A 21,569-nucleotide genomic window follows, 5' to 3' on the forward strand; every position below is an offset into this window, starting at 1 on the left:
CAATGCTGCGGTGAATATTCACCGCGTGGGGATGGAACAGCCCTTTGAGCCTGTGGAGATGATACCGCTACATCACATCTCAGTGATGCAAGTATTGTCCATGAAGCAGGAAGCCACGCCCTTCAGGGCGTGGTAGTTCACAAGCAGCAGACAGAGATCTCCCTAAACTTCCCAATGAGGTTTCCTTACATTCTCTTCCAATTTCCGACTCTTCTATCCCCTCTTCATCTCCTCGGGAAGCGGCCGTATCCGTGCCGGAGAGCCAACTGCCATCATCCCAGCCGGTACATCATGCGTCACAACTGATCCCGCTGCAACGGCCGCCCCCCTTCCGATGGTGACGCCGGGGAGGATGATGGCCGCCGCCCCTATTGCGGCATAGTCCTCGATCACCGGCCCCTCGAGCCGGGGTTTGCCGGATGGCGGGTAGCGGTCATTTGTGAGGGTGACATGCGGGCCGATGAAGACATGATCCCCGATTCTGGTATGGGTCGGGATGAATGCCATACTCTGGATGCTCACCTGCGATCCGATTGAACAGTTCCCCTCGATGATGGTGCCGGTGCCAACCGATGTCTCATCCCCGATGACTGTCTTCTCGCGGATCAGGACATTGTGGCCGGTGTTGCAGCGATCCCCGAGGGTGACGTCCGCATAGAGGATGGTTCCGGACCTAAGCGTCACGCCTGCACCGATCACGGTGCCGGGGTGATCGGTTCTGCCGATATAGTCGCGGGAGGGAAAGCCGATGGTGACCGGCTCAAAGACGGTGAGGGATTTGCCGATGGTATTCGTGCCGTATTCGATCATCTGAAAGAGAGATGAGCGGTGATCAGAGAAAAAGGGAGGGGTTGGGGTGGATAGATCCGCTCATCTCAAATGGGACTTTCTATTTATCGTGAAGCTGGCAGAAAGTATATATTACTAATATGCAAAATAGATGTAAAATCAATATTGGTAATATCTATGCTAACCGATCGCACCCTCGAAGAGATCATCCTCGATCAACAGGAGGTATTCATCGCAAAGGATACCGGTGTGAAGAGATCCATCGAATACGACAGGTATATGCGGCACGATCAGATCGTCACCATCTCAGGGGTGAGGCGATGTGGAAAATCGACACTCCTACGCCAGTTTGCCACTCACTACGACTCCTATTATTACATGAATTTTGATGATGAGCGGCTGATTGATTTTACCGCTGCTGATTTCTCCCGGCTCATGATCCTCTTTCAGAAGATTGCAAAAGATTCCCGGACTATCTTTATCGATGAGATCCAGAATATCCCGGGATGGGAGCGATTTATCCGGCGTATTCATGATGAGGGGTACAAAATCTATCTGACGGGATCAAATGCCCGCCTCCTCTCATCAGAGCTTGGGACACACCTTACCGGCAGATATGCAAAGATCGAACTCTATCCGTTCTCGTTCCCCGAGCTTCTTACATTCTGTGGGATAGACGCCGTTCCACTGACATCGAAAACGAAAGCTGAAATCCTGAGAGCCTTTGATCGCTATCTTGAAGAGGGTGGTTTTCCAGAATTCCTGAAATTCAGTGATCCGGAGTACCTGAAACGCACATATGATGACATCATCTACCGTGACATTGTCTCCAGATTCGGTATACGGGAGGTGAAGGCATTCCAGCAGCTTGTGCAGTTTGTCTTTTCAAATGCGGGAAAGGAGGCAAGCTATAATTCACTCGCAAAAGCAGTTGGGATCAAGAGTCCGATGTCAGTCCGATCATATATCGGCTATCTTGAAGAAGCATATCTTGTCTTTGAACTCTACCGGTATGATGCCTCTCTGAAACGGCAGTATGCAGGGCAGAAGAAGCTCTATGTGATAGATAACGGGATGAGAAATACCATTGCATTCCGCTTTTCACAGGATACCGGCCGCCTGTTGGAGAACCTGGTATTCATCGAGCTGAGAAGGAGAGGTGCGGAGATATTCTTCTTCAAAGAATCTGGTGAATGTGATTTCATCATCCGTGATAGAGATCACACCACTGAAGTGCTCCAGATCTCCTATGAACTGAACGCTATTGATCGTGACCGTGAGATCGCAGGGCTCTCCCAGGCTATGGCGGCTCATGGTCTCTCACATGGGACAATACTCACCTATAACCAGGAGGAGGAGATTACCACTCCCGATGGGATGAAGGTTCATGTTATGCCGGTATGGCGGTGGCTCATTGAAGGTTTGGGCGATAGACCGGACAATAGCAGCATGTGATGATGCTTTCATCCATGGTGTTGTTGTACAATGCAGATGGTCCAGACGATCCTGTTTCTTATCCTGCAATGATTCATAAAAAAAGAAAGGGATTAATCACTTCTGCCAAATATATGTTGGGCAAATAACCAATCCACATTATATCGGCTTTTTTCTTCAATACTCTTATGATCCATCCTCTTCAGAAGCTTTCCACTATCTGAATGCTTCCAACCCACCTCAAGCCAGATCGAACCGATCCAGATCCATCACTTTTGCCCATGCCGCTACAAAGTCATGGACAAACTTCTCCCCTGCATCCGCAGATGCATAGAGCTCAGCCAGTGCCCGGAGCTGGGCATTTGATCCGAAGATGAGATCGACACGGGTGCCAGTCCACCTGAGTTCCCCCGTCTTCCGATCGCGGCCTTCGAAGAGGTCGGCTTCTCCCTGGATCGGCTTCCACTCAGTTCTCATGTCAAGCAGATTCACAAAGAAGTCGTTTGTGAGTGCCTCTGGTTTTGTGGTGAAGACGCCGTGGCTGGTCTCTCCATAATTGGTGTTCAGCACCCGCATGCCGCCGACAAGCACCGCCATCTCAGGCGCAGTCAGGGTCAGGAGTTGCGCCCTGTCAACGAGCATCTCTTCTGCGGATACAGCATAGCGGGTCTTCTGGTAGTTGCGGAAGCCATCTGCTTTCGGCTCAAGGACGGCGAAGGATTCCACATCAGTCTGCTCCTGCGAGGCATCGGTTCGTCCCGGCGAGAAGGGAACCGTCACGGTGTATCCGGCGTTCTGTGCCGCTTTCTCGACTCCGGCACACCCGGCAAGCACGATCAGATCGGCAAGCGAGACCTTCTTTCCGCCCTTCTGCGCACTGTTGAATGCAGCCTGGATATCTGTTAAGGTTTTCAGTACCTTAGCCAGCCGGGCGGGCTCGTTCACCTCCCAGTCCTTCTGCGGTGCAAGGCGGATACGTGCGCCATTGGCACCGCCACGCTTGTCTGAGCCCCGGAAGGTGGATGCCGATGCCCATGCGGTTGCCACCAGCTCAGGAACCGATAGCCCTGATGCCAGGATCTTCTCCTTGAGGGAGGCGATATCGTTTGCATCGATCAGTTTATGATCAACTGCCGGGATCGGATCCTGCCAGATCAGATCTTCCTTCGGAACTTCTGAACCGAGATAGCGTGAACGGGGACCCATGTCGCGGTGTGTCAGCTTGAACCATGCCCGGGAGAATGCGTCGGTGAAGAGTGTTGGATTCTCAAGGAAGCGGCGCGATATCTTCTCATAGGCGGGATCGAACCGGAGCGAGAGATCGGTCGTCAGCATGGAGGGGGCATGCCGCTTTGACGGATCATGGGCATCCGGCACAGTCCCGGCGCCTCCATCGCCTTTTGGCTTCCACTGGTGTGCACCGGCAGGGCTCTTTGTCAGCTCCCACTCGTGGGCAAAGAGTATCCGAAGGAAGTTGCTGCTCCACTTCGTCGGCGTGTTCGTCCAGGTAACTTCAAGGCCGCTTGAGATGGTGTCGCCGCCTTTCCCGGTGCCGAAGCTGCTCTTCCAGCCAAGCCCCTGCTCCTCGATGGGGGCGGCTTCGGGCTCGGGCCCGACATGGTCTGCCGGACCAGCGCCATGGCATTTTCCAAAGCTGTGCCCACCGGCAATGAGTGCGACGGTCTCTTCGTCATTCATCCCCATGCGGGCAAAGGTCTCTCGTATATCCGTTGCTGCTGCGATTGGATCGGGGTTTCCGTCCGGGCCTTCGGGATTGACATAGATCAATCCCATCTGGACGGCCGCAAGCGGGTTTTCGAGATCACGGTCACCCGAATAGCGCTTGTCACCGAGCCATTCCTCTTCTGATCCCCAGTAGACCTCTTCTTCGGGTTCCCACGCATCCTCGCGGCCGCCTCCATAGCCAAATGTCGTAAATCCCATAGATTCCAGGGCAACATTTCCGGCGAGGATCATCAGATCGGCCCAGGAGATCTTCCTGCCGTACTTCTGTTTTATCGGCCAGAGAAGGCGGCGTGCCTTATCGAGATTGACGTTGTCAGGCCAGCTGCTGAGTGGCGGAAACCGCTGCTGTGCGGATCCGGCGCCGCCCCGGCCATCTCCCATGCGGTAGGTGCCGGCGCTGTGCCATGCCATGCGGATCATGAAAGGCCCGTAATGGCCAAAGTCCGCAGGCCACCACTCCTTTGAGTCGGTCATCAGCGACTTCAGATCTGACTTGACAGCCTTCAGGTCGAGTGTCTCAAACTCCTTCCTGTAGTTGAAATCCCTGCCCATCGGATTTGACTTTTCAGAGTGCTGGTGCAGAAGCTTCAGGTTCAGCTGGTTTGGCCACCAGTCCTGGATCGTTCTTCCTTTTCCGCTCACCATTGGATTTCCCATGCCCATTGCAGGGCTTTTGTTGTCGTCAGTCATAATGTCATTTCCTGTGTATCTATCAGGTGGATTTTGTTTGGAAACTGCCTTTTTACCTCTCTGTCCACCACGATTGTTCTCTTAATACTCTTTTGCTCCCAGTCTCTTACATGATACTCTCATGTCATTAACCTAACGGTGCGGTTCATAAAATGGCAGGAGATGTAATAAAATCGAGAATATGTGCTTTTAAGGTTATTTAGAGGTTGTTGTAATATCCTGTCATTTGCGTAGAGAACAAATCCCTATGTTCAGATCATCTATGGCCTAAATTCATAAATTTTTATTATAACTGCCCTCTAATACGATAAATGCAGTTAAATTGGGATTTTCTCTTTTATTCCTGCGTCCAATTCCTGTCCCCAAACACCGGGCACTCCGTTACACACCTGCTGCACCGGATCGTCGCCGTCTTCGCAATCCAGGGGGCAAGAGGCGCCATGCATCTGAGGAGGAGCTGCCGGCCGATCAGCCACTTTGCTATTGGGACAACCGGTCCCGGCACCCAGGGGCTGATTGTCCGGCAGCGGAAGACGTCGACACCGTCCGGCCCGATCGCAGATGCCGGGCAGGCCCTTATGCATTTCCCGCATCCAATGCAGATATCCGGATTCTCTTTGATTGAATCTTCAGGGTTCTTTTGCTCCTGCCCGTTTTTGGTGTTAAACAGATCCGATCTTCCGGTGACGACCCCGGAGAGGAGGAGCCGGGGGCCGTGCTCCGGATTCAGGAGCAGGGTGTTTTTCCCCAGTGTCCCGAGCCCGGCAGCGGCGGCAACCTGCTTCAGCCGCACCACGCCCCGCACCCGGCCATCCTCAATCCTGATCGGAAGATAGAGGGGTATATGCCGGGCCGGGATACCTTCGCTCGTGAGCTGGCTCTCAAGCCGGATCGCAGTGTCATTCAGCGCTTCGGCAATTCCAAGCATGATCTCAGTCTGCTCGCGTGGAGATAGGGAATATGCCTCTTTCGGAACTGCTTTCCCTAAGACGATTACCGATTCTCCGGGAGAAAAGAACTCCTGCACATATCCCCTATCTCTCTCTGAGAGGGAGGGGAGGGCGGCCTCACCGTACGTCTCTATCGTTTCGTCCCGGAAAAAAGCATGCAGATCCATCTACCTCTACAATGTCACATTAACCAGATATAATCCCATTCCTCTCCCTGAATTCACCGCACCCATAAGAGAATCATGTAGATTATCTGACTGAGGGTTCCATCCATCCACAGAATGGTGAAGACACCCTCAGGCTCTTCTCCATATTTCTGAAGGGCATTACTATCCGAAGAATATAATAATACGTGAATAGTCTTAATTTGCTATTTTCTGACCAATGGAGATAGTAAAATGTCACAATATATTTTGACACTCATACAGTTTACTTCATCTTCATTATTTAAAGCTTATTGGTGGTAAAAGAGTCAGAGACAAGCATGGAGTTACGCCAGGATAGGGGGCTCTGGTACTCGTGTGGCAAAAGCCCCCACCGCCCCTGCCCCGTCCGCACATGCTCCGCAAGGGAGGTTGTACTGGGCGGCCGCAGATGCTGGCGCGGGGAGGGGCGAGGATGCTCCGTCTGGCTTTCAGAGGAGATATGCCCCGATTCCTTCGGAATCGCCTTTCAGGTTGCTCTCTTAAGCAAGGGCTTATCACCTCTGCCAGCCTGTCTCTTTCGCTGACCCCGCCCCCCGATACCCGCGCCGCACCTGCTTCAATCACTCCCAATGATCCGTTTGTTGCATCGGGATCTCGAATGGGATCACTCCCCTGTTCCTAAGAATTCAGGAGAAACCTGTGGATCAGAATTTTGGAGAAGAGTCACTATTTGATCTCAACAGAATCTATTTGAAACTTGACATGGTAGAGGTACATTGAGGTGAGGAAAGGATCGATATCGGATCGAATTGTACCATCATCGATCCCCTCGCAGCGCCGGGTAGGTGTGGTAGGGAAGCTCCTTAAGCTGGGTTTCGCGGTAGTTGAAAAGTTCTGGAATGTAATCGCTCTCGAAGACGTTGATACCGAAAGAGCGCTGATAGGAGTGGAGGAACTGCGTTACAATGCAAGGATCGTCGCGTTCCACATATTTAGAAAAGGACCCCGCGCATGGTGAAAATGAACGATAGAAGGGCATCGAGCATGTGGAGCTTCTGGGATCCCTCCCTCACGGACATCGGACCGGAACAGAGAGAGCGGCGCCGTTTGGCACCGGCTTTTGGCCACACAAAACCCGTAGCAGACCTTCGCAGGAATCCGTCATCTTAATATATCGATTAATCCAAGGTTCTCATATGACCTACGCCAAGAGGGTCGACTTATATAGGCAGATCGAGGAGGATCGCGGGCGGCCACTCATCACATACGTTACTAGCTCGAGACCAAATGCCGAAGGAGTTATTGCTTCTGATGTAATACCGGAATTCTGCCGGCAGATCCTCGAGATCCCGGAGGATGAGAGAAAGATCGATCTCCTTCTCGTCAGTAGAGGAGGCGATCCAATTGTTTCGTGGCGAATTATTAGCCTGCTGCGTGAACGATTTGATGAAGTTGGCGTTCTGATACCATATGAAGCGTACAGCGCAGCGACGCTTCTCGCCCTCGGTGCTAACGAAATAGTCATGCACCCGTTTTCCAACCTTGGGCCTGTCGATCCTCAATTGCACATTGTTAAAAATATAGAAGGAAAGCAGGAAAAACTCGAATTTGCCGCAGAAGACCTGGCACACTTTCTGGATTTTGTCAGTACAGATGTAGGCATCTCGGATCAGGAGCAGAAAGAGCGCGCTTTTGAACTGGTCGCAAAAGAAGTAGGGGCGATCCCCATCGGAGCCGCCAAGCGAAGCTCGAATCTCGCTCTCTCGCTCGGTACGAAACTGCTCGGTCTCCATATGGCTGATCACAATAAAGTGAAGGCAATATCTGAAGCACTCAACAAATCCTTCTACCATCACGGTTATCCAGTAGGGAGAAAAGAAGCAAAAAAAATTGGTCTCAATGTCATCGATGCACCTCCAAGCCTTGAAAAGCTAATATGGAGGGTATGGGAGGACATGGAGGAGGAAATGAAATGCAAGGAGACATTTAACCCGTTTGACATAGTTATGAGGGATCCTTGTCTTTCTCAAGCCATTGGATCGGTTCAACAACTGCAACTACCGGCAAATACTCCTCCACAATTTTTGCCCCAAATATTCCAGCAACATTTCCAACAGATCCAGCTCTTAACGCTCCCATCCGTTAACTACGAACTCCTCCAGGCAACTGTCGAAAGCACCCGCCTGCGGAGTGAGTACCGGTCAATGAGAGCAATCAGCGCCGTCCGCATGCCTGACCTGAACATTAATATTAACGTAGCACCAATGACTCCTGGTTGGAAAACGATAGCCGTATAGAGGAGGTGCGAGAGATGTATTCACGGATAACAAGTTCAGATAATGAGAAGGGGTTCTTAAAACCCGTTGGCCCGTATCGCTATCACTCCTCGGGCAATTCAGTCTCTTCAATGAAGAGTTCAGGGACTTTTGGCCTTATTGGTAACTTCACCATCGCGCCTCTAATACAGTGCCCCGTTCCAGAGACGCGGGAGGAGATGCCGCAACCCTCGAAGGACGATGATTTCAGGATGCTCATGCAGCGGCACAAAAAGACCCTCGAGCTCTTGGCAGAATAAATCACGGACTTTTTTTCACAACCGAACAGAGCCAGACTCTGGCATCTTCCCGTGTCTTTCTGCCTTCGGCAACGTCCCGCACGAAACGGTCATTCTCCTCGTCGGAGCTTGTGAGGGTATATCGCTCCGGTGTTCGGAGCAGGATGAGAGCGGCGAGCAGAAACGCAACCCGTTTGTTCCCCTGGACGAAGGCATGCCCCGTTGCAAGCCCGTGGAGCACGAACGCGGCTCGCTCAAACGGGTCGGGGAAGTTGTTGCTGAACGTCACGGTAAAGTCGAGGTTCCCGGGGTTGAGCAGCAGCCCTTCGAGCCCCCGATCCTCATCGAGGTCGCTTGCCAGGATGATCTCGATCTGATAGCCGATCACCTCCTCTATCGTGAAATCTTCCATTGCCGATCTCCCGCTCCTCCGTCAGCCGCCGGAATAGTGAAGTATTGATGCTATCTGGGAAAAAAGGTTCTCACGCGCGACGTTGCGTGCCGATATGAGGCGGCGGATACCGCCGGAAAGCTCTTACCGCCCACGGGGCCGCCGGCGCTGATCCGCTACATCCGCTGTTCATCGCCGATCTTCGTGTGCCGCCAGCCCTCGTTCGCTCGCAGACAATTCTCGTGACCACCGACCTGTTCCTTCATCTCCGCAAGCGTCCTGCAGATCCACTTCACTTAGGCAGTGTAAACATTTAACTCAATTTTTTGCATAGGTTAATAATACTATCTCACTCCCTTTGAAATGATTTGGTGTTGAAGATAATTTATTCGACTCGATATATGATTGAGTTATATCTCAACAGACCCTACCTCTACAATGTCACATTAACCAGGCATAATCCCATTCCTCTCCCTGAATTCACCGCACCCATAAGAGAATCATGCAGATTAACTGACTGAGGGTTCCATCCATCCACAGAATGATGAAGACACCCTCACTATCACCATCTCGAAAAGGCTATCCGCTTCAACAACCTACAACAAATAGGAGCCAGGAGCTAATGATATCATTAACACACACAATCCTGGCTTCCACGCCTTTCTCAGGTTAAAGCCCGTTTTTCCCGATGGTTCGCCATCCATGATCCCTGATCCAGGTAGTGAGTGCCCTATGATCCCAGGGGGATTGAGAAAGAAAGTGGCTGAAAGCCTGATTGTTTATTGAGCTGCAATAGGTTGCAATTGAGGTTAAAGTCCGTTGAGAGGGAGCAGTTACCAGACCCACCATATAGTCAAATGCAGTCTTCCACTTGTGTGAGTTGTCGTCGAAAAGCAATCCCTGAGGGACGCTTGTTCAAATAAGTGATTAATATGGGGTATGTGAGAAACGATGTGTTCTTTAAGCGATTCTACTTCCGGGTTAATAGATCTATTAACACAAACAATATAATTTCATTCATTATATAGAGATCTTACTATTTGATCTCAACAGAATCTATTTGAAACTTGACATTGTAGAGCTACGTATGGTCTTAATTGTAATCGGTCATCAGGCTACCGATACAAAGAGGGGCCGGAAGGTCTCCGGTCTCTTCCCTGTCTTCCCCTCACCTTATTCTCTTCAGTAACCGGCTTTCCCAAGGATCTCCTTCACCGAGAGATAGCCTGGCGTATCATCAGGGAGATCCAGAAGCGATCTCCCGGAGAGGACATACTCCTGCACCAGTGGGTCCTGCACTACCTTCCCGAGATACTCATGTGGGAGGGTTGTCTTTGCCCGTTCCTCCTCTGACTCCGGGAAGAGATATCCTCCCACGATGAAGAACCGGTTCATCCCGATCTTCACCTCCCTGATGATCCGGTGTGCCCGTTTTACATGCTCAAATGACTTGTGCGAGGGGCCCATAATATCGAAGATATCATCTACCTGGCTTGCCACCTTCCGGTTCAGGTGTTCAAGTCCTGCCGGTGAGTCGATCAGCACATACCGGTAGTTCTTCGTAATTGTCGCAAGTGCTCCCTTCAGTGCCGAGTCAGGAAGGCAGTAGCAGCCCTCCACCCACTTCGTCCCGACTGCGATGAGATCGAATGAACCGCCTTCATACAGGCCATCCTCCCAGATCCGGCTCTCGATCCGTTCAGTGGGGGCAATCCCTGTCGTGGTGCCGCCCCGCTTTATAAACGTCTCTGAGATGAGATCTGCAATCGTCTTCACGCCTTCCTTATCGAGATCGATCCCCACCATCTCGGCGAGGTTCTGGTCAGGATCGAGATCCACAAGGAGGATCGGTGTCTGAGCCTTTGCGATGAAGTGCTTTGCCGCAAGTGCCGTAAAACTCGTCTTTCCTGTTCCTCCCCGTCCCATCGTCACCAGTGTCTTCATGTTCAATCACCATCCATTTCCATTCTCACTCATCATCTGCCTGCCTTAAACGATCCCTTTTGTCATTCTGATAGCTTCAGCGGGAAATACTCCTCCTTCCCCGGAATAAAGAGGGCGGCGGTGTACTCCTCGATAAAGTCAACATCAACGAGGAGATCGATATAGACCATGATGCCGGCAATCTTTTCAGCCTCCCTCCGCTTGGTTTTCGATACCAGTGCCGCATATGCACCTTTCAGTGAGGTGTTTCCAACCGGATGCACCTCTGCATTCGGGAAATGAGGGATGATCCCAAACTCAACCGTATTATGGATATCCACAAACGCCCCAAATGCCCCTGCCAGAAAGATGTGCCTGATATCTGTCACCTTCATCCGGTACTTCTTCAGGAGCACGCCGATCCCCCCGCAGAGGGCGGCTTTAGAGTCCATGAAGTAATCCATATCTGCTTGTGTGATGACGATATCCCTGCCTGTTGCAGAATCTTCTGCTCTCACCACCACGTATTCAGGACCATTGTGCCCCTCCCTGACAAGCGGATGGGAGGTCAGGATGCCCTTGAAGTCGAGGATGCCTGCCTGGAACATCCCGGTGACACAATCGATCAGCCCTGAGCCGCAGATGCCACGTGGCTTCCCACCCCCGATCACCATGCAGTGTGCCTCACCAGTCTCCGGCTCAATCGCCACCTTCTCGATGGCGCCATGCATCGCCCGCATCCCGGAGCTGATACCCGCCCCCTCGAATGCAGGACCCGAGGCACAGGATATGGAAGCGATCCAGTCCTTGTTGCCGATCACGATCTCCCCGTTTGTACCGAGATCAATGAAGAGGGAGATATCCGGACTGCAGTGCAGCCCTGAGGAGAGTACCCCCGATACCGCATCGCCGCCGACAAACCGGCTCACGTTCGGGAGGCAGAAGCAGTAGGCTTCTGGATGTATGCTGATCCCAAGTGATGCCGCCTTCCTGATGAACGGTTTTCGGGAAACATCGGCATCTGCAAGCTCAAGGTATCCCGGATCAGTACCCATGAGGAGGTGGTTCATCACGGTATTGCTCGAAACAGCAATCTCCACCAGTTCAGGCGGGTCAACCCCGGCAGCCTCGGCAACACGCGAAATAGCGAGGTTGATGCTCTCAGCCGCTGCCTGCTGGAGGAGCCGGAGGCCGTCCCCCTTCATGGCAAAGGCGATCCTGGTGATCACCTCTTCCCCATAGGTGATCTGCTTGTTCATTGTCGTACTTTCAGCAATAACAAGCCCGGAATCCAGATCAACCAGTGCACAGGCGATCGTTGTTGTCCCGAGATCGAGGGCGATGCCGAGGGGGGGGCCAGCCTTCTCGTTCGGTATGGCATCGATCACCTCGGGATAGCCGTTTGTCTCTGTCAGGACTGCGACGAGCCCGGTATCTGATTCCTGCATCTTCCGGTACTCAGCATCGCTGATAGCAGGCCTCTTTCCTGTATACTCTCTCAGGCGAATCGATCTGCCTGCGTGGGGAAGAGTCGGGTTGGATCTGATCTCAAGCGGGTATATCCTGACAGCCGGATCCATTCCCCCGCAGTCACATTCGCCGGAGAGCCCGCAGAGGATCTGCGGCCGCTCGATCCGGCTCTCGACTGGGATCGTCACCTCCATGTCTCCGGAGACGAAGATCTCACAGGCGAGGCGGTACCCCCGTTCCCGCTCAGCCGCCGTTACGTGGTTCTTCTGGGTGAGCCTCTTCTCCCTGAAATCACCGGATTCGATGATCACACGGCACTTTCCGCACTCCCCCTTCCCACCGCAGATGCTCTCGATCTGGACGTGTGCATTCCTGAGTGCGGCGAGAAGGTTTGTTCCCCGTGAAACGGAGACGACCGTATTTAAGGGGTGGAAGATTACCCTGCACTCCTCTTTCATTCGTCGTCCTTCGGCGGCCAGTATTCCTCGATAAACCGTTTCAGGCCGGATGAGTCCTTCGGGCCGACCATCACCCGCCAGCCGCTCACTTCTTCAGTTTCGCCGGAGAGGCGTGCTGCAAGGCCCGGAATAATCAGCGTGTGGTGATCGACAAGCGCCTCTGCTTCGTAGGTCTTCAGCGCCTCTGCCATCACGTCCGAGGTGAGGTATCTTCCTGCAACTGCACTCTCGACACTGATCCCGCTTGTATCGACGACGATTAAGTGGCAGTCGAGATGGGCGGACTTGATGTCAGCCTCCACCGTGAAGAAGGTGAGGGCATAGTTTGTTGTGATCAGGAGCGGGGAGTTTTTGTCCGGGTTCCCAAATGACCTGACCCCGGCATCAACGGATACCGGTTTCCGTGGGTCCGTGTAGATATTGAACCGCCAGATCAGCTGGGGGAGGATGTTCCATGCCTCCATGCTGTGCATGATGAGGAGATCCGCATACCGGGATATGAGCATCGCCGCCATGTACGTCTCCTTCCACTGCACCGCCTCCTTTGCGAGCTCATCACCCGTCCAGGCGGCGATCGGGGTGCCGAGGAGCGGGAACCCTGCAAGCTCGTCACGGGCGATGCATGCCGCCCTCCGGAGCCGGGTGAATGTATAGATCGTCTGAGCAAACCCAACATCTGTGAAGGTGCCGGGATCCAGGACCAGGTCAGTTATTCCACATGCGATGAGGGTCTTTGCAAGGCTCCTGAGAAGGGCGATATCGCCGGGTGCAGATGCAACGAGCGGAGCATCATACCCAAGGGCAAGGTCGGCCATCGCCTGCCAGTTCTCCTCAGTTGCGGAATAGATGAGCGGTCGGCGATCAGCTGCCTCGGCAAGCCCCGCCTCCATCACCGCCGGATCGAGGGAGCAGAGGATCAAGGGATATGTGGTGGCGCCAGCGGCTGTCTTCACCGTCTCCCTGAAGGCATCAGGATCGCCGGTTACTGACCTTATTGCGACCCCGTCCAGCCGGAGATCCCTCCCGATGTACTGGTAGGTGAAGCCCTCGATTGCTTCGATTCTTTTCAGGATATCCTCTTTCTCCATGCTGTCATCGATATCGATGATCACCGGAGTCGGGTTGTGGTAGGTGAAGTCATGCCTGTATAGTACATGCTTTCCACCGATGAGGATCGTATGCTCCCCGGTTCCGATTCTGACCGCCTTCACGGGCGGGGCAAGAAGCTCGCCCAGATCATACAGAAGGGTGGCATATTTCTCTGTTGCCAGCGGCGGGCAATCCGGGATCGTGTATTCGCCATTGACGAGTTTTGTTGCGAATGCCATGCAGTTTGCCTCGCCACATTCGCCGCAGTTCGTCTTTGGCAGGAGCTTGTAGACATCGATCGGGCTGATCTCCTTGATGCTCTTCTTTGTATTGTTCGCCATATCTTCCACCCCCTCCTCAGCACCTCGTCCTCACCCAGTCGGGTGCCTCGAAAACCGCATTATCCTGCTGCATCATCCATGATCTGACATCCTGCATCGTCCGGACGGCTGAAGGATGCATCATCATGAAGATGTCCACTCCTGCAAGGAGGAGGGTGAGGGCATTGATCGTCTCCCATATCGGACCCCGGATCTCCTTTTGGCTGTACTCAGGCTCCATCGTCATCCATGCCTCGCGTGCTGCCCAGGCATTTGTGGATGCTGAGATCGTCGGGTGCTGGAGTTCGGAATCCCCCATCAGTGCGGCATGGCGTGCACGCTCATGAATGGTGAAGGAGTACTCAAGCCCATACCCGAGTGCAACGGTTGTCAGATCCATTACGATCTCTTCAGGTGGCATGTATTCGTACAGCCGCCGGTTCAGTTCTTTTGCGCTGTTTAACTCAAGCCCGGTGAAGGCAAGGAGCAGATGCCCGTTATCATGTGCGGCTTTTGCCACCCCTTCGAGGGTCTTTGCCTCTGCCATATCAAGGGTGACGGAGTTTAAGAGCAGCCGTTCGCCAGAGGCTCGTTCCGCAACCTCGGAGAAGACGGCGGCATCTTTCTTCGGATCCCCGCATCCGCCGATGATCAGCGGAACATCGACTGCCTGGAGCACCTCCTCGACGGTGTTTGCCGCTTCCTGTGGCGATCGGTCCTGGATGAGCGGGTCTGTGCTCATAAGGTGGACCGTTACACAATCTGCGCCGAAGGTGTTCACATTCATCCGTGCCCATTCCGCAGGATCATCCATCACATCAAGAACAGCTGCCTTGAGGGCTTTTGGCAGGGCAACATCCATATCAAAGACATCCATTGATATCGCTGTCTTGTTCTTCGGGGGAATGGCGGGATTTGAGAATGCCGGAGTAGTCGATCCGCCGATAGTAATGGTGCTCCCCCGGCTGCCGCCTTCTTTCTTCGTTGCCCCGAGCGTCACTTCCCGGATTGAGCCGGGATAGCTCTCCACCGCCGGGCTGAAACCCTCACGGAACAGCTCGGTCGGCCGCTTTGGCTCTTTGGGGAGGACGATTCCGGGTACGCCGCCGATACCAACCGGGATAAAGAGCTCAAGATCACCGATCTCCATCCTGAAGTTCTCAAACTCGACCTGCTCCACCCCCGAGAGAAGTGAGAGCAGACGCTCCCCGAGCACGGCATCTGCATGAATCTGGTTCTTCTTCGTCATTGCTTCTCCCCCCGTCCGGGTTTTTTGGGCTGTATAGGCTGGATGATCACCTTGTCGGCATAGATACGGGCGTTCTTCAGCAGGATCCGAAAACCACCGGTGGTGATCGGGAGTTCGCCTGCGGTGATCACCGCCGTCTCTTCCGGCTCTTCGGCAACCTCAGTCCATTGGGTGACAACCGGGTGGTTCTGCTGCATCAGGAAGGCTTTCAGCTCATCAATGGTGGTGGCATCCTTCTCGGTTGCGATTGCACCGAATACGGACTCGGGAATATAGTCTTTCAGCCGCTCCTTGATCTCTTCAGGTATCCAGACGACTGCCTCGTATCCGCCATCTGCCTGAAGGAATTTCCGTGACCGCATGTATTCAATCGAGATCCCGTGGAAACCATCGATCTGGCGGCCTCCAGCGGTTGAATCTGCCATTGTTGAGAAGGGAAGGCCGTTTACGGCGAGATCGCGGAAGCCACGGTGGACGATACCGTAGCCTTCCACTTCAGGAATATAGAAGGCGATCGCCTCAAAGCAGCCGCAGGAGGTATGGGGGTAGCCAAAACCCGAGTAGAGATAGATCCGGTCCACCTCACCCATTGATCGCTTTTTGGCACTCTCGTTCACCCCGGTGTATTCACCGGTGTTGGGGTCGACGCATTCTCCCTTCTCGATCGGGAAGATCGGGCCCTTGGGATCGATCCTGGCTGCCGCCCGCCCGTCGAACCAGGAGATCGCCCCGCAGTTGGCATACCGCTGCGGGGTGACGACGCAGACGTGGGTTGGTGCAAATGACTGGCAGAGTGCACAGCCATAGAAGACATCCACATCTTCGTCTGATAGGCCGCGTGCCCGTGCATCCCGTGCCTCATAGACTGCCATTGCCTCTGCATGCAGGGGCTTGATCTCTTCGGGATCAGTGATGAAGGTGATCTGGATCTCCTGTATGATCGGAAGCTCGTTTCTGAAGAGCTCCTGCATCGCCATCCCGATGAACCGGAATGATGTGAGCCCTTTCTTAAAGGATTTTCTGGAGAGGCGTATCCAGATGTCGTACCGCTGGTTGAGATGCATGAAGCCTTCGATATAGTTTGAGTATTCATGGATACGCCGCTCGATCACCCCTTCCAGGTTCTCCTCAAGTTCAGGCCCTGCGATCTCAATTACGATGCCAAAGGGATGGCTCTTCCCCTCTTCAAGCTCATCAATATCAGGTCCGATGATGTGGATTGCCCCGGATTCGATCTCCTCTGCCGGCTTCAGCCTGACCAGTTCGAACTTCTCTGCAACCTTCGGGCCGCCGAGTTCAAACTGCATATCGCTCTTTCTGATCCGCTCCCCCTCATGGACAAGGCCGACATCAACAGGAATATCTTCAAACATCAGATCAGCCCTCCCTGTTCCCGAGGATTGCCTCAAGGTTCATGATCCAGGTTTTTATCGAGATATTCGAGAATGACCAGCTGGCATTTGGCTGGTAGACATTATCAAGGCTGATCGTCTTCAGGTTCGGGGCAAAATTCTTCAGCCCTGAAAGGATCGTCCATGCCATCTGGTAGGGGAGGCCGGCAAAGATCGCAAGGTCATGCGGCCCCTTCCCATCTACTCCCTGCCAGGTGTGATCGGTGAGCCGGTTTCCGATATCGACAGCGGGCATCACCGCATCGGGGGTGAAGCCCCGTTTCAGGAACTCGTTGTTTGTATTCCCGGTTGCGACGACCTGGATTTTGCACCGTTTTGCCATTGCGATCACATAGTCGATCAGCTTCTTCTCTTCAAGATCGATCTCGGCGGCGATGCTCCCGACGATGAAGACCGGACGTTTTGCCCGCCTGATCATCGCATCCGCAATCTCGGGCTTTGTGATCAGGGAGGCCTTCTTCGGGCCGGCCACCTCGGCGGTCAGCCATGCATCCTGGGTCATTGAACGACCTCCTTCTTTGGGATGAGCGTGGGATCGGGTATCACCGTCTCTTTCCAGTCTTTTTCTTGTAAGATTGCAACGATATCCTCTTTCATGGTGATCGGGATATCCGCTTCCATCCTGACGAACCGGTGGATGTCTGTCGGCATCGAGCCGAGGAGCCTCCGGTGGAGATCGATATAATGCGTCAGCTTCAGTGCCCGTCCGCGTGAGGTGTCATTTGGCCGCATCGAGAGCTTGGCGATCATCACCATCGCCTCCTCCTTCGTCTCAACCGAGATGAAGAGGTGTTCCGGGACCGGGCCAACATACACCTTCTCATTGGTCCGTGCATCCTCGACATACCAGTCTTCATCATGATCGGCTCTCCCAAGGAGCATCCTCCGGTACTTGGTCCCATGGGGCCCGACGATCACGGGTATTCCGAGCCTCCAGAACCCGGCGGCAATCGATGCGGCCTTCTGTGACATCGCACCCCAGGCTACCCCGACGGCACCGACACGGTTATAGACGTAATCTGCGATCTCCGCATAGTTGCCCCGGAGGTTCCTGCGTGCAAAGATGCTCGCAATCTTGACGGCAGCACCGGATATATGGGCATTCGAGACGCATGATCCGACATTTACGATTGCACCTGCTTCGAAATTACCCGGATATATCTCGTATGGCGATTTTCCATCCTCGTTTTTGTACATGCCGATTGTCATCGCGGCACAGCCGGATGTACAGGTGATAAAACGCCGGTTTGCAAATTCTATTGCCATCTCGGCGAGTTCATTGCCGCCTTTTGGATAGTTGGCACACCCGACGAATGCGACGATCCCCGGGATCTCCCCAAGGACGATCGGCCCGCCGACCTGCCGGATCTCGATATCCTGGATCGCACCCCGTCCTGCCCTGAGCCTGAAAGCTTCGTTCCTGAGCGTATCCTCGCCGGCAGCGACGATTAACGAGTGGATCGGGATCTCCTCGCTGCATGCCGACTCGCACCGGATACACCCGACACAGGAATCATAGATCTCAGCCAGCATTGCGGGATCCTCACGGCTAAACGCCTTTATCGCGTCAGAGATATGCATGTCGTTTGGGCAGGCACGCCGGCATTCCCTGCACTGGGTGCATTGTTTTGCCAGCTCTATTGCTTCCTCGTGTGAGAGGAAGATACCTTTCTTGTCCTTCTTCCGCCTCGGCGCGATCTCCATGGCTGTTTTGACAGCAACAACGCCGACTTTTTCGGGATCAAGAATCAGGGCACCGTCGATCGTTCCGCTCACCAGATCGTCGATGATCTCGTCAGGCGGATCTCCTGTCCTGTCGGTGAGTCCGAGGCAGTTCTTCCCGCTTGTTGCGATCACCGGGATCTTTAATACCCGTGCCTCGTCCAGTACATCGGTTCTGATACACTGCTCGTCCACGACGATGATGTCGGGAATGCCGCTCCTGATATACCGGATCTGCCAGGAGATGGGGCCGATTATCTTTGCCTTTGGTGAGTACCGGGTCATATCGATCCCGGTGCAGCAGATCCCGGTCACCTCGATATCGCCGGTCAGCTCGTTATCCTGCATATAATCCATGATCTCAACAGACGGGGGGACATTATGGCCGATGACCAGGATCACCGGCTTTGTGGTGTCAACCGAGCCAAACCCGATATCGACGAGAGGTGCATTCGGATCGGCTTTGGGGAGATCATATGCGGAGACCTGGGCAATATCCGCAACTTCCATCGAGAGATGGTCGATCATGCCGGTATGAAGGACCTTTGATTCCAGGTCGAGGGGATTTCCCTCCTGCCCGGTATGTGTGCAGGCGAGGAGCGAGGTGATCTGCTGTTCCGAATAATCGAGCACCGTCTCCAGATCCCCAAGCGTCTCCGGCTTCATCCCGCAGACGAGCCGTGTGATCGGCGCTTCAACCTTGATGTTCAGGCCGCCGGGATCAAGCCGCGTGTCGCTGCCAAATTCCTCGATCAGGTGCGTGACCAGCTCACGGGCATGGCTTGTATGGGTCGCTGCCCCGATACAGGCGGCAAGGAGGACGATCCTGGACTGCTGCCCCGGCATCGTGATGCCGCATGCACCTTTCTTGTCTCCGGTCAGGTCGCATTTGCCGAAGGTACAGAGGCAGCAGAGATCACAGAAGGGGAGGTAAAATGGCTTATAGCGATTCAGGAGTGTCAGATCCCAATTGCGGAGTGCGGTCATCGACGGAAACGGCGTCGGCCCCTGCGGTTCATCCCAGGTCTCCTGTGCGAGCCTGCCAACAGAAAACCTGAGATCTTTGATATTCCCTATCTCGGTCTCGATCTCCTTAATACTGATATTTATCTCTTTTGTGCCCATCGTTCTCATCCATCCATATCCGATTAATCAATTGAGTTCATCACGAAATCTCAGGTGAGTGTTGTGCGAACCCTGTATATCAGTGCATCAGTTCTTCGTGGGATTAAAATAGTTTGTATAGAGGCCAGTTGAATGGGGTGATCCATCTGAGCTGCACTAATCAGAAGATTACCCGTGGCGCCTCTGCTTCCCGCATATTGTATTCCATGGTCCAGAAGTACGCCTCTCCGTGGGCGATCCTGAAGATGACAAGTTTTGGATCTGTTGCGTCTTTGATCCCGATATCAAGCAGCCATGGGCGGTCTTTGAGCAGCCGCTCCCGTAGCGTTTTGTCATTGACCGGCTCTATCAACCCGGCAACCCGCATCATCTTTCCGGCGCTGTCACCGGGAGCATAGAAGCAGAGCTCGACTTTGGGGTTTTTTGTGAGCTGTTTCCAGACGTTCTTTCCAATACCGGTATGGTAGTAGAATCCTGTCTCATCAGCAAACCACATGGCAAATGCCCTGACCCGGGGCTGGTCGCCGTCCATGGTGGCGATATAGGTCCCCGGGTTCTCATGGGCGAATTTCACGCATTCGGAAAAGTCCATTTGGATTCCTCATAGGTGCATACGGGAAGTATGGGGATAAAGTTTACGAGAAGTCAGGAAGTCCTCTTCAGTTTTCTGAATGCGTTTTTACCGCCTGCTCTCATCCGGATACTGCTCCTTAAAGCGCTCATAGTAATAGCGGATGGTTTCAAGACGGGCTGCCCCGGCTTTATCGGGGATGGTATATGGCTGACATACTCCCACGACTAAAGTCGTGAGGTTCTAACGTTGCTTAGCATTCAAGCATTGCGTCGTTGGGGTATCAGTGCTCCCATCGTACACATCTCTTTCTGCGTACGATCGACCATGTTTTTTTTGACGACACGAGATATCGAATGCTACAGTTTCGTCCACATGATCAACGATCCACTTAATGGATCTATGTTTCGAAGCTTACTGATCAAAATCAGCAGTCCAACGAACAAAAATATTATGGTTTAAATCACATTTAAATCATCGCATTCATCCCACGACTAAAATCGTGGGCTTTCTGCGTACCGGATCGTAAAAAAATCGATATGCCGGATCCGTTGCTCAGGTTCAAGCCATCAGTTCCATACCTGCTTGTCGATGAGCTCCGGCTATCGGTCCATGACCTCGTCGAAGTGAGGAATCTCGCCGCCAGTCTTTTTGGCCTTGAGCAGTTATCCGGAAGTGACGATCTCTTCCTGCTCGGAGAACGGCTGAACATATGGATGAGTATGAACCCGGATCTCGATTCATTGCGCCGGGATTTCCTGATATTCTTCGAGAATACCTTAAAGACTGATGAATATAATAATCTACCAAATCCTTTTAGTGGGGATCCTATGTTACAAGAAAGGGTAAAACGATGGAAAGCTGAGCTGAGGGCTGAAGGAAAAGCTGAGGGGCAACGTACACTCCTTCGGAGGATGAAGGCATTTGGGATGTCCATCAGTGAGATTGCAGAGGTCACCGGATTGCCGGAAGAGGAGATCCGCCACCTGATCTGAATAAACCAATCTAAATCACCTGATCTGAATCTCTCTTCTGATCCACAATCCACACTTGATCATCTCCCCCTGCCTGATCCCAAAACTCCTGCAACCTCTTGCGACACCCTACAACGCCCTGCAACACTCTGCAACCCCTTGCAACACCCTAAAAACATCCTCTAACACTCTCCGCCATTCTGTTTTACCGTGCCCTGCCGCGCCTATTGGAGGAGGAGAACGCCACCCGCCTGCAATCGCTTCTGTACTATCTCTCACGCCGCACTTCTATGGGCTTACCCTCGCCCGGTGCGGCTGCCGGTGCCCCCGCGATTGCCCGGACCCCCTGATATCCTTATACCCCCTTCAGGTGAAGGGGGGCAGGGGGTTTGCCGGAAGGATGAGGTTCACAGTACAGCAGATGCATATCCTGACTTTCCGGTTTTATAACCCACTCTGACCCAACCTTCTCTCCCGGAACAGTTCCTTGAACCCCATCGCTTTCAGCTGTTCCTTCATCTTATCCGTCAGGTTCAGGTACCAGAATGCATTCCCC

Annotated in this window: 17 protein-coding genes; 5 read left to right on the plus strand and 12 right to left on the minus strand. The window is 53.4% G+C overall.

The genetic code is table 11. From position 1 onward, the window contains the following. Positions 1–213: 213 nt before the first annotated feature. Entirely contained in the window at positions 214–810 is a 597-nt protein-coding gene (locus tag FTO68_RS10530; protein WP_255333368.1) for an acyltransferase, read from the minus strand. Positions 811–966: 156 nt separating this feature from the next. On the opposite strand from FTO68_RS10530, the gene FTO68_RS10535 reads away from it, so the two are divergent. Continuing rightward, a complete protein-coding gene (locus FTO68_RS10535) occupies positions 967–2,244 on the plus strand; it encodes an ATP-binding protein (protein ID WP_255333369.1) in 1,278 nt (425 codons plus the stop codon). A gap of 219 nt (positions 2,245–2,463) precedes the next feature. On the opposite strand, the gene katG is transcribed toward FTO68_RS10535, so the two are convergent. Then, on the minus strand, positions 2,464–4,659 hold the full coding sequence (gene katG / locus FTO68_RS10540; RefSeq protein WP_304364252.1) for a catalase/peroxidase HPI: 2,196 nt from the start codon (positions 4,657–4,659) through the stop codon (positions 2,464–2,466). A 337-nt stretch (positions 4,660–4,996) separates the two neighbouring features. Beyond that, on the minus strand, positions 4,997–5,776 hold the full coding sequence (locus tag FTO68_RS10545; protein WP_255333370.1) for a 4Fe-4S dicluster domain-containing protein: 780 nt from the start codon (positions 5,774–5,776) through the stop codon (positions 4,997–4,999). Positions 5,777–6,602: 826 nt separating this feature from the next. Between FTO68_RS10545 and FTO68_RS10550 the strand changes: the two genes are divergently transcribed. The 3 genes from FTO68_RS10550 to FTO68_RS10560 all read left to right on the plus strand — a co-directional run bounded on the left by FTO68_RS10550 (position 6,603) and on the right by FTO68_RS10560 (position 8,330). Continuing rightward, positions 6,603–6,773, plus strand: a complete 171-nt coding sequence (locus tag FTO68_RS10550) for a hypothetical protein (protein ID WP_255333371.1) — start codon at positions 6,603–6,605, stop codon at positions 6,771–6,773. 178 nt (positions 6,774–6,951) lie between these two features. Next, positions 6,952–8,052: an SDH family Clp fold serine proteinase gene (locus tag FTO68_RS10555; protein ID WP_255333372.1), complete on the plus strand. Its 1,101-nt coding sequence runs from the start codon at positions 6,952–6,954 to the stop codon at positions 8,050–8,052. Positions 8,053–8,066: 14 nt separating this feature from the next. Further along, positions 8,067–8,330, plus strand: coding sequence for a hypothetical protein (locus tag FTO68_RS10560; RefSeq protein WP_255333373.1), 264 nt, complete (start codon positions 8,067–8,069; stop codon positions 8,328–8,330). Between the two features lies 1 nt (position 8,331). Here FTO68_RS10560 and FTO68_RS10565 read toward each other — a convergent pair whose 3' ends face one another. The 9 genes from FTO68_RS10565 to FTO68_RS10605 form a co-directional block, all read right to left on the minus strand. Beyond that, the gene (locus FTO68_RS10565; RefSeq protein ID WP_255333374.1) at positions 8,332–8,721 is read right to left on the minus strand and encodes a type II toxin-antitoxin system death-on-curing family toxin; all 390 of its coding nucleotides are present in this window, start codon (positions 8,719–8,721) and stop codon (positions 8,332–8,334) included. A 1,161-nt stretch (positions 8,722–9,882) separates the two neighbouring features. Then, complete coding sequence (locus tag FTO68_RS10570) at positions 9,883–10,644, minus strand: ATP-binding protein (RefSeq protein WP_255333375.1); 762 nt, start codon at positions 10,642–10,644, stop codon at positions 9,883–9,885. A gap of 62 nt (positions 10,645–10,706) precedes the next feature. Continuing rightward, complete coding sequence (locus FTO68_RS10575; protein WP_255333376.1) at positions 10,707–12,551, minus strand: ASKHA domain-containing protein; 1,845 nt, start codon at positions 12,549–12,551, stop codon at positions 10,707–10,709. After that, entirely contained in the window at positions 12,548–13,981 is a 1,434-nt protein-coding gene (acsC, locus tag FTO68_RS10580) for an acetyl-CoA decarbonylase/synthase complex subunit gamma (protein ID WP_255333377.1), read from the minus strand. The genes FTO68_RS10575 and acsC overlap by 4 nt, the downstream gene beginning before the upstream one ends. A gap of 16 nt (positions 13,982–13,997) precedes the next feature. Further along, positions 13,998–15,209 (minus strand): CO dehydrogenase/acetyl-CoA synthase subunit delta, encoded by a 1,212-nt coding sequence (gene cdhD / locus FTO68_RS10585; RefSeq protein ID WP_255333378.1) that lies wholly within the window; start codon positions 15,207–15,209, stop codon positions 13,998–14,000. After that, a complete protein-coding gene (cdhC, locus tag FTO68_RS10590; RefSeq protein WP_255333379.1) occupies positions 15,206–16,582 on the minus strand; it encodes a CO dehydrogenase/CO-methylating acetyl-CoA synthase complex subunit beta in 1,377 nt (458 codons plus the stop codon). Before cdhC ends, cdhD begins: the two co-directional genes overlap by 4 nt. Before the next feature lie 4 nt (positions 16,583–16,586). Continuing rightward, positions 16,587–17,123, minus strand: coding sequence for a CO dehydrogenase/acetyl-CoA synthase complex subunit epsilon (gene cdhB / locus FTO68_RS10595; protein WP_255333380.1), 537 nt, complete (start codon positions 17,121–17,123; stop codon positions 16,587–16,589). After that, positions 17,120–19,477 carry a CO dehydrogenase/acetyl-CoA synthase complex subunit alpha gene (cdhA, locus tag FTO68_RS10600; RefSeq protein ID WP_255333381.1) on the minus strand — a complete coding sequence of 786 codons (2,358 nt, stop codon included), beginning with the start codon at positions 19,475–19,477 and terminating at the stop codon, positions 17,120–17,122. The genes cdhB and cdhA overlap by 4 nt, the downstream gene beginning before the upstream one ends. Positions 19,478–19,628: 151 nt before the next feature. Further along, the gene (locus tag FTO68_RS10605; protein ID WP_255333382.1) at positions 19,629–20,060 is read right to left on the minus strand and encodes a pyridoxamine 5'-phosphate oxidase family protein; all 432 of its coding nucleotides are present in this window, start codon (positions 20,058–20,060) and stop codon (positions 19,629–19,631) included. Positions 20,061–20,578: 518 nt separating this feature from the next. Between FTO68_RS10605 and FTO68_RS10610 the strand changes: the two genes are divergently transcribed. Then, positions 20,579–21,034: a hypothetical protein gene (locus tag FTO68_RS10610; RefSeq protein ID WP_255333384.1), complete on the plus strand. Its 456-nt coding sequence runs from the start codon at positions 20,579–20,581 to the stop codon at positions 21,032–21,034. The last annotated feature ends 535 nt before the right edge of the window (positions 21,035–21,569 follow it).

The sequence above is a fragment of the Methanocalculus taiwanensis genome (assembly GCF_024372745.1).
GTDB classification, from domain to species: Archaea; Halobacteriota; Methanomicrobia; order Methanomicrobiales; family Methanocorpusculaceae; genus Methanocalculus; species Methanocalculus taiwanensis.

Excerpts from the sequence above, each read along its gene's own strand:
- FTO68_RS10530 (WP_255333368.1), bottom strand. The coding sequence starts at position 810 with ATGATCGAATACGGCACGAATACCATCGGCAAATCCCTCACCGTCTTT.
- FTO68_RS10535 (WP_255333369.1), top strand. The coding sequence starts at position 967 with ATGCTAACCGATCGCACCCTCGAAGAGATCATCCTCGATCAACAGGAG.
- katG (WP_304364252.1), bottom strand. The coding sequence starts at position 4,659 with ATGACTGACGACAACAAAAGCCCTGCAATGGGCATGGGAAATCCAATG.
- FTO68_RS10545 (WP_255333370.1), bottom strand. The coding sequence starts at position 5,776 with ATGGATCTGCATGCTTTTTTCCGGGACGAAACGATAGAGACGTACGGT.
- FTO68_RS10555 (WP_255333372.1), top strand. The coding sequence starts at position 6,952 with ATGACCTACGCCAAGAGGGTCGACTTATATAGGCAGATCGAGGAGGAT.
- FTO68_RS10560 (WP_255333373.1), top strand. The coding sequence starts at position 8,067 with ATGTATTCACGGATAACAAGTTCAGATAATGAGAAGGGGTTCTTAAAA.
- FTO68_RS10565 (WP_255333374.1), bottom strand. The coding sequence starts at position 8,721 with ATGGAAGATTTCACGATAGAGGAGGTGATCGGCTATCAGATCGAGATC.
- FTO68_RS10570 (WP_255333375.1), bottom strand. The coding sequence starts at position 10,644 with ATGAAGACACTGGTGACGATGGGACGGGGAGGAACAGGAAAGACGAGT.
- FTO68_RS10575 (WP_255333376.1), bottom strand. The coding sequence starts at position 12,551 with ATGAAAGAGGAGTGCAGGGTAATCTTCCACCCCTTAAATACGGTCGTC.
- acsC (WP_255333377.1), bottom strand. The coding sequence starts at position 13,981 with ATGGCGAACAATACAAAGAAGAGCATCAAGGAGATCAGCCCGATCGAT.
- cdhD (WP_255333378.1), bottom strand. The coding sequence starts at position 15,209 with ATGACGAAGAAGAACCAGATTCATGCAGATGCCGTGCTCGGGGAGCGT.
- cdhC (WP_255333379.1), bottom strand. The coding sequence starts at position 16,582 with ATGTTTGAAGATATTCCTGTTGATGTCGGCCTTGTCCATGAGGGGGAG.
- cdhB (WP_255333380.1), bottom strand. The coding sequence starts at position 17,123 with ATGACCCAGGATGCATGGCTGACCGCCGAGGTGGCCGGCCCGAAGAAG.
- cdhA (WP_255333381.1), bottom strand. The coding sequence starts at position 19,477 with ATGAGAACGATGGGCACAAAAGAGATAAATATCAGTATTAAGGAGATC.
- FTO68_RS10605 (WP_255333382.1), bottom strand. The coding sequence starts at position 20,060 with ATGGACTTTTCCGAATGCGTGAAATTCGCCCATGAGAACCCGGGGACC.
- FTO68_RS10610 (WP_255333384.1), top strand. The coding sequence starts at position 20,579 with ATGCCGGATCCGTTGCTCAGGTTCAAGCCATCAGTTCCATACCTGCTT.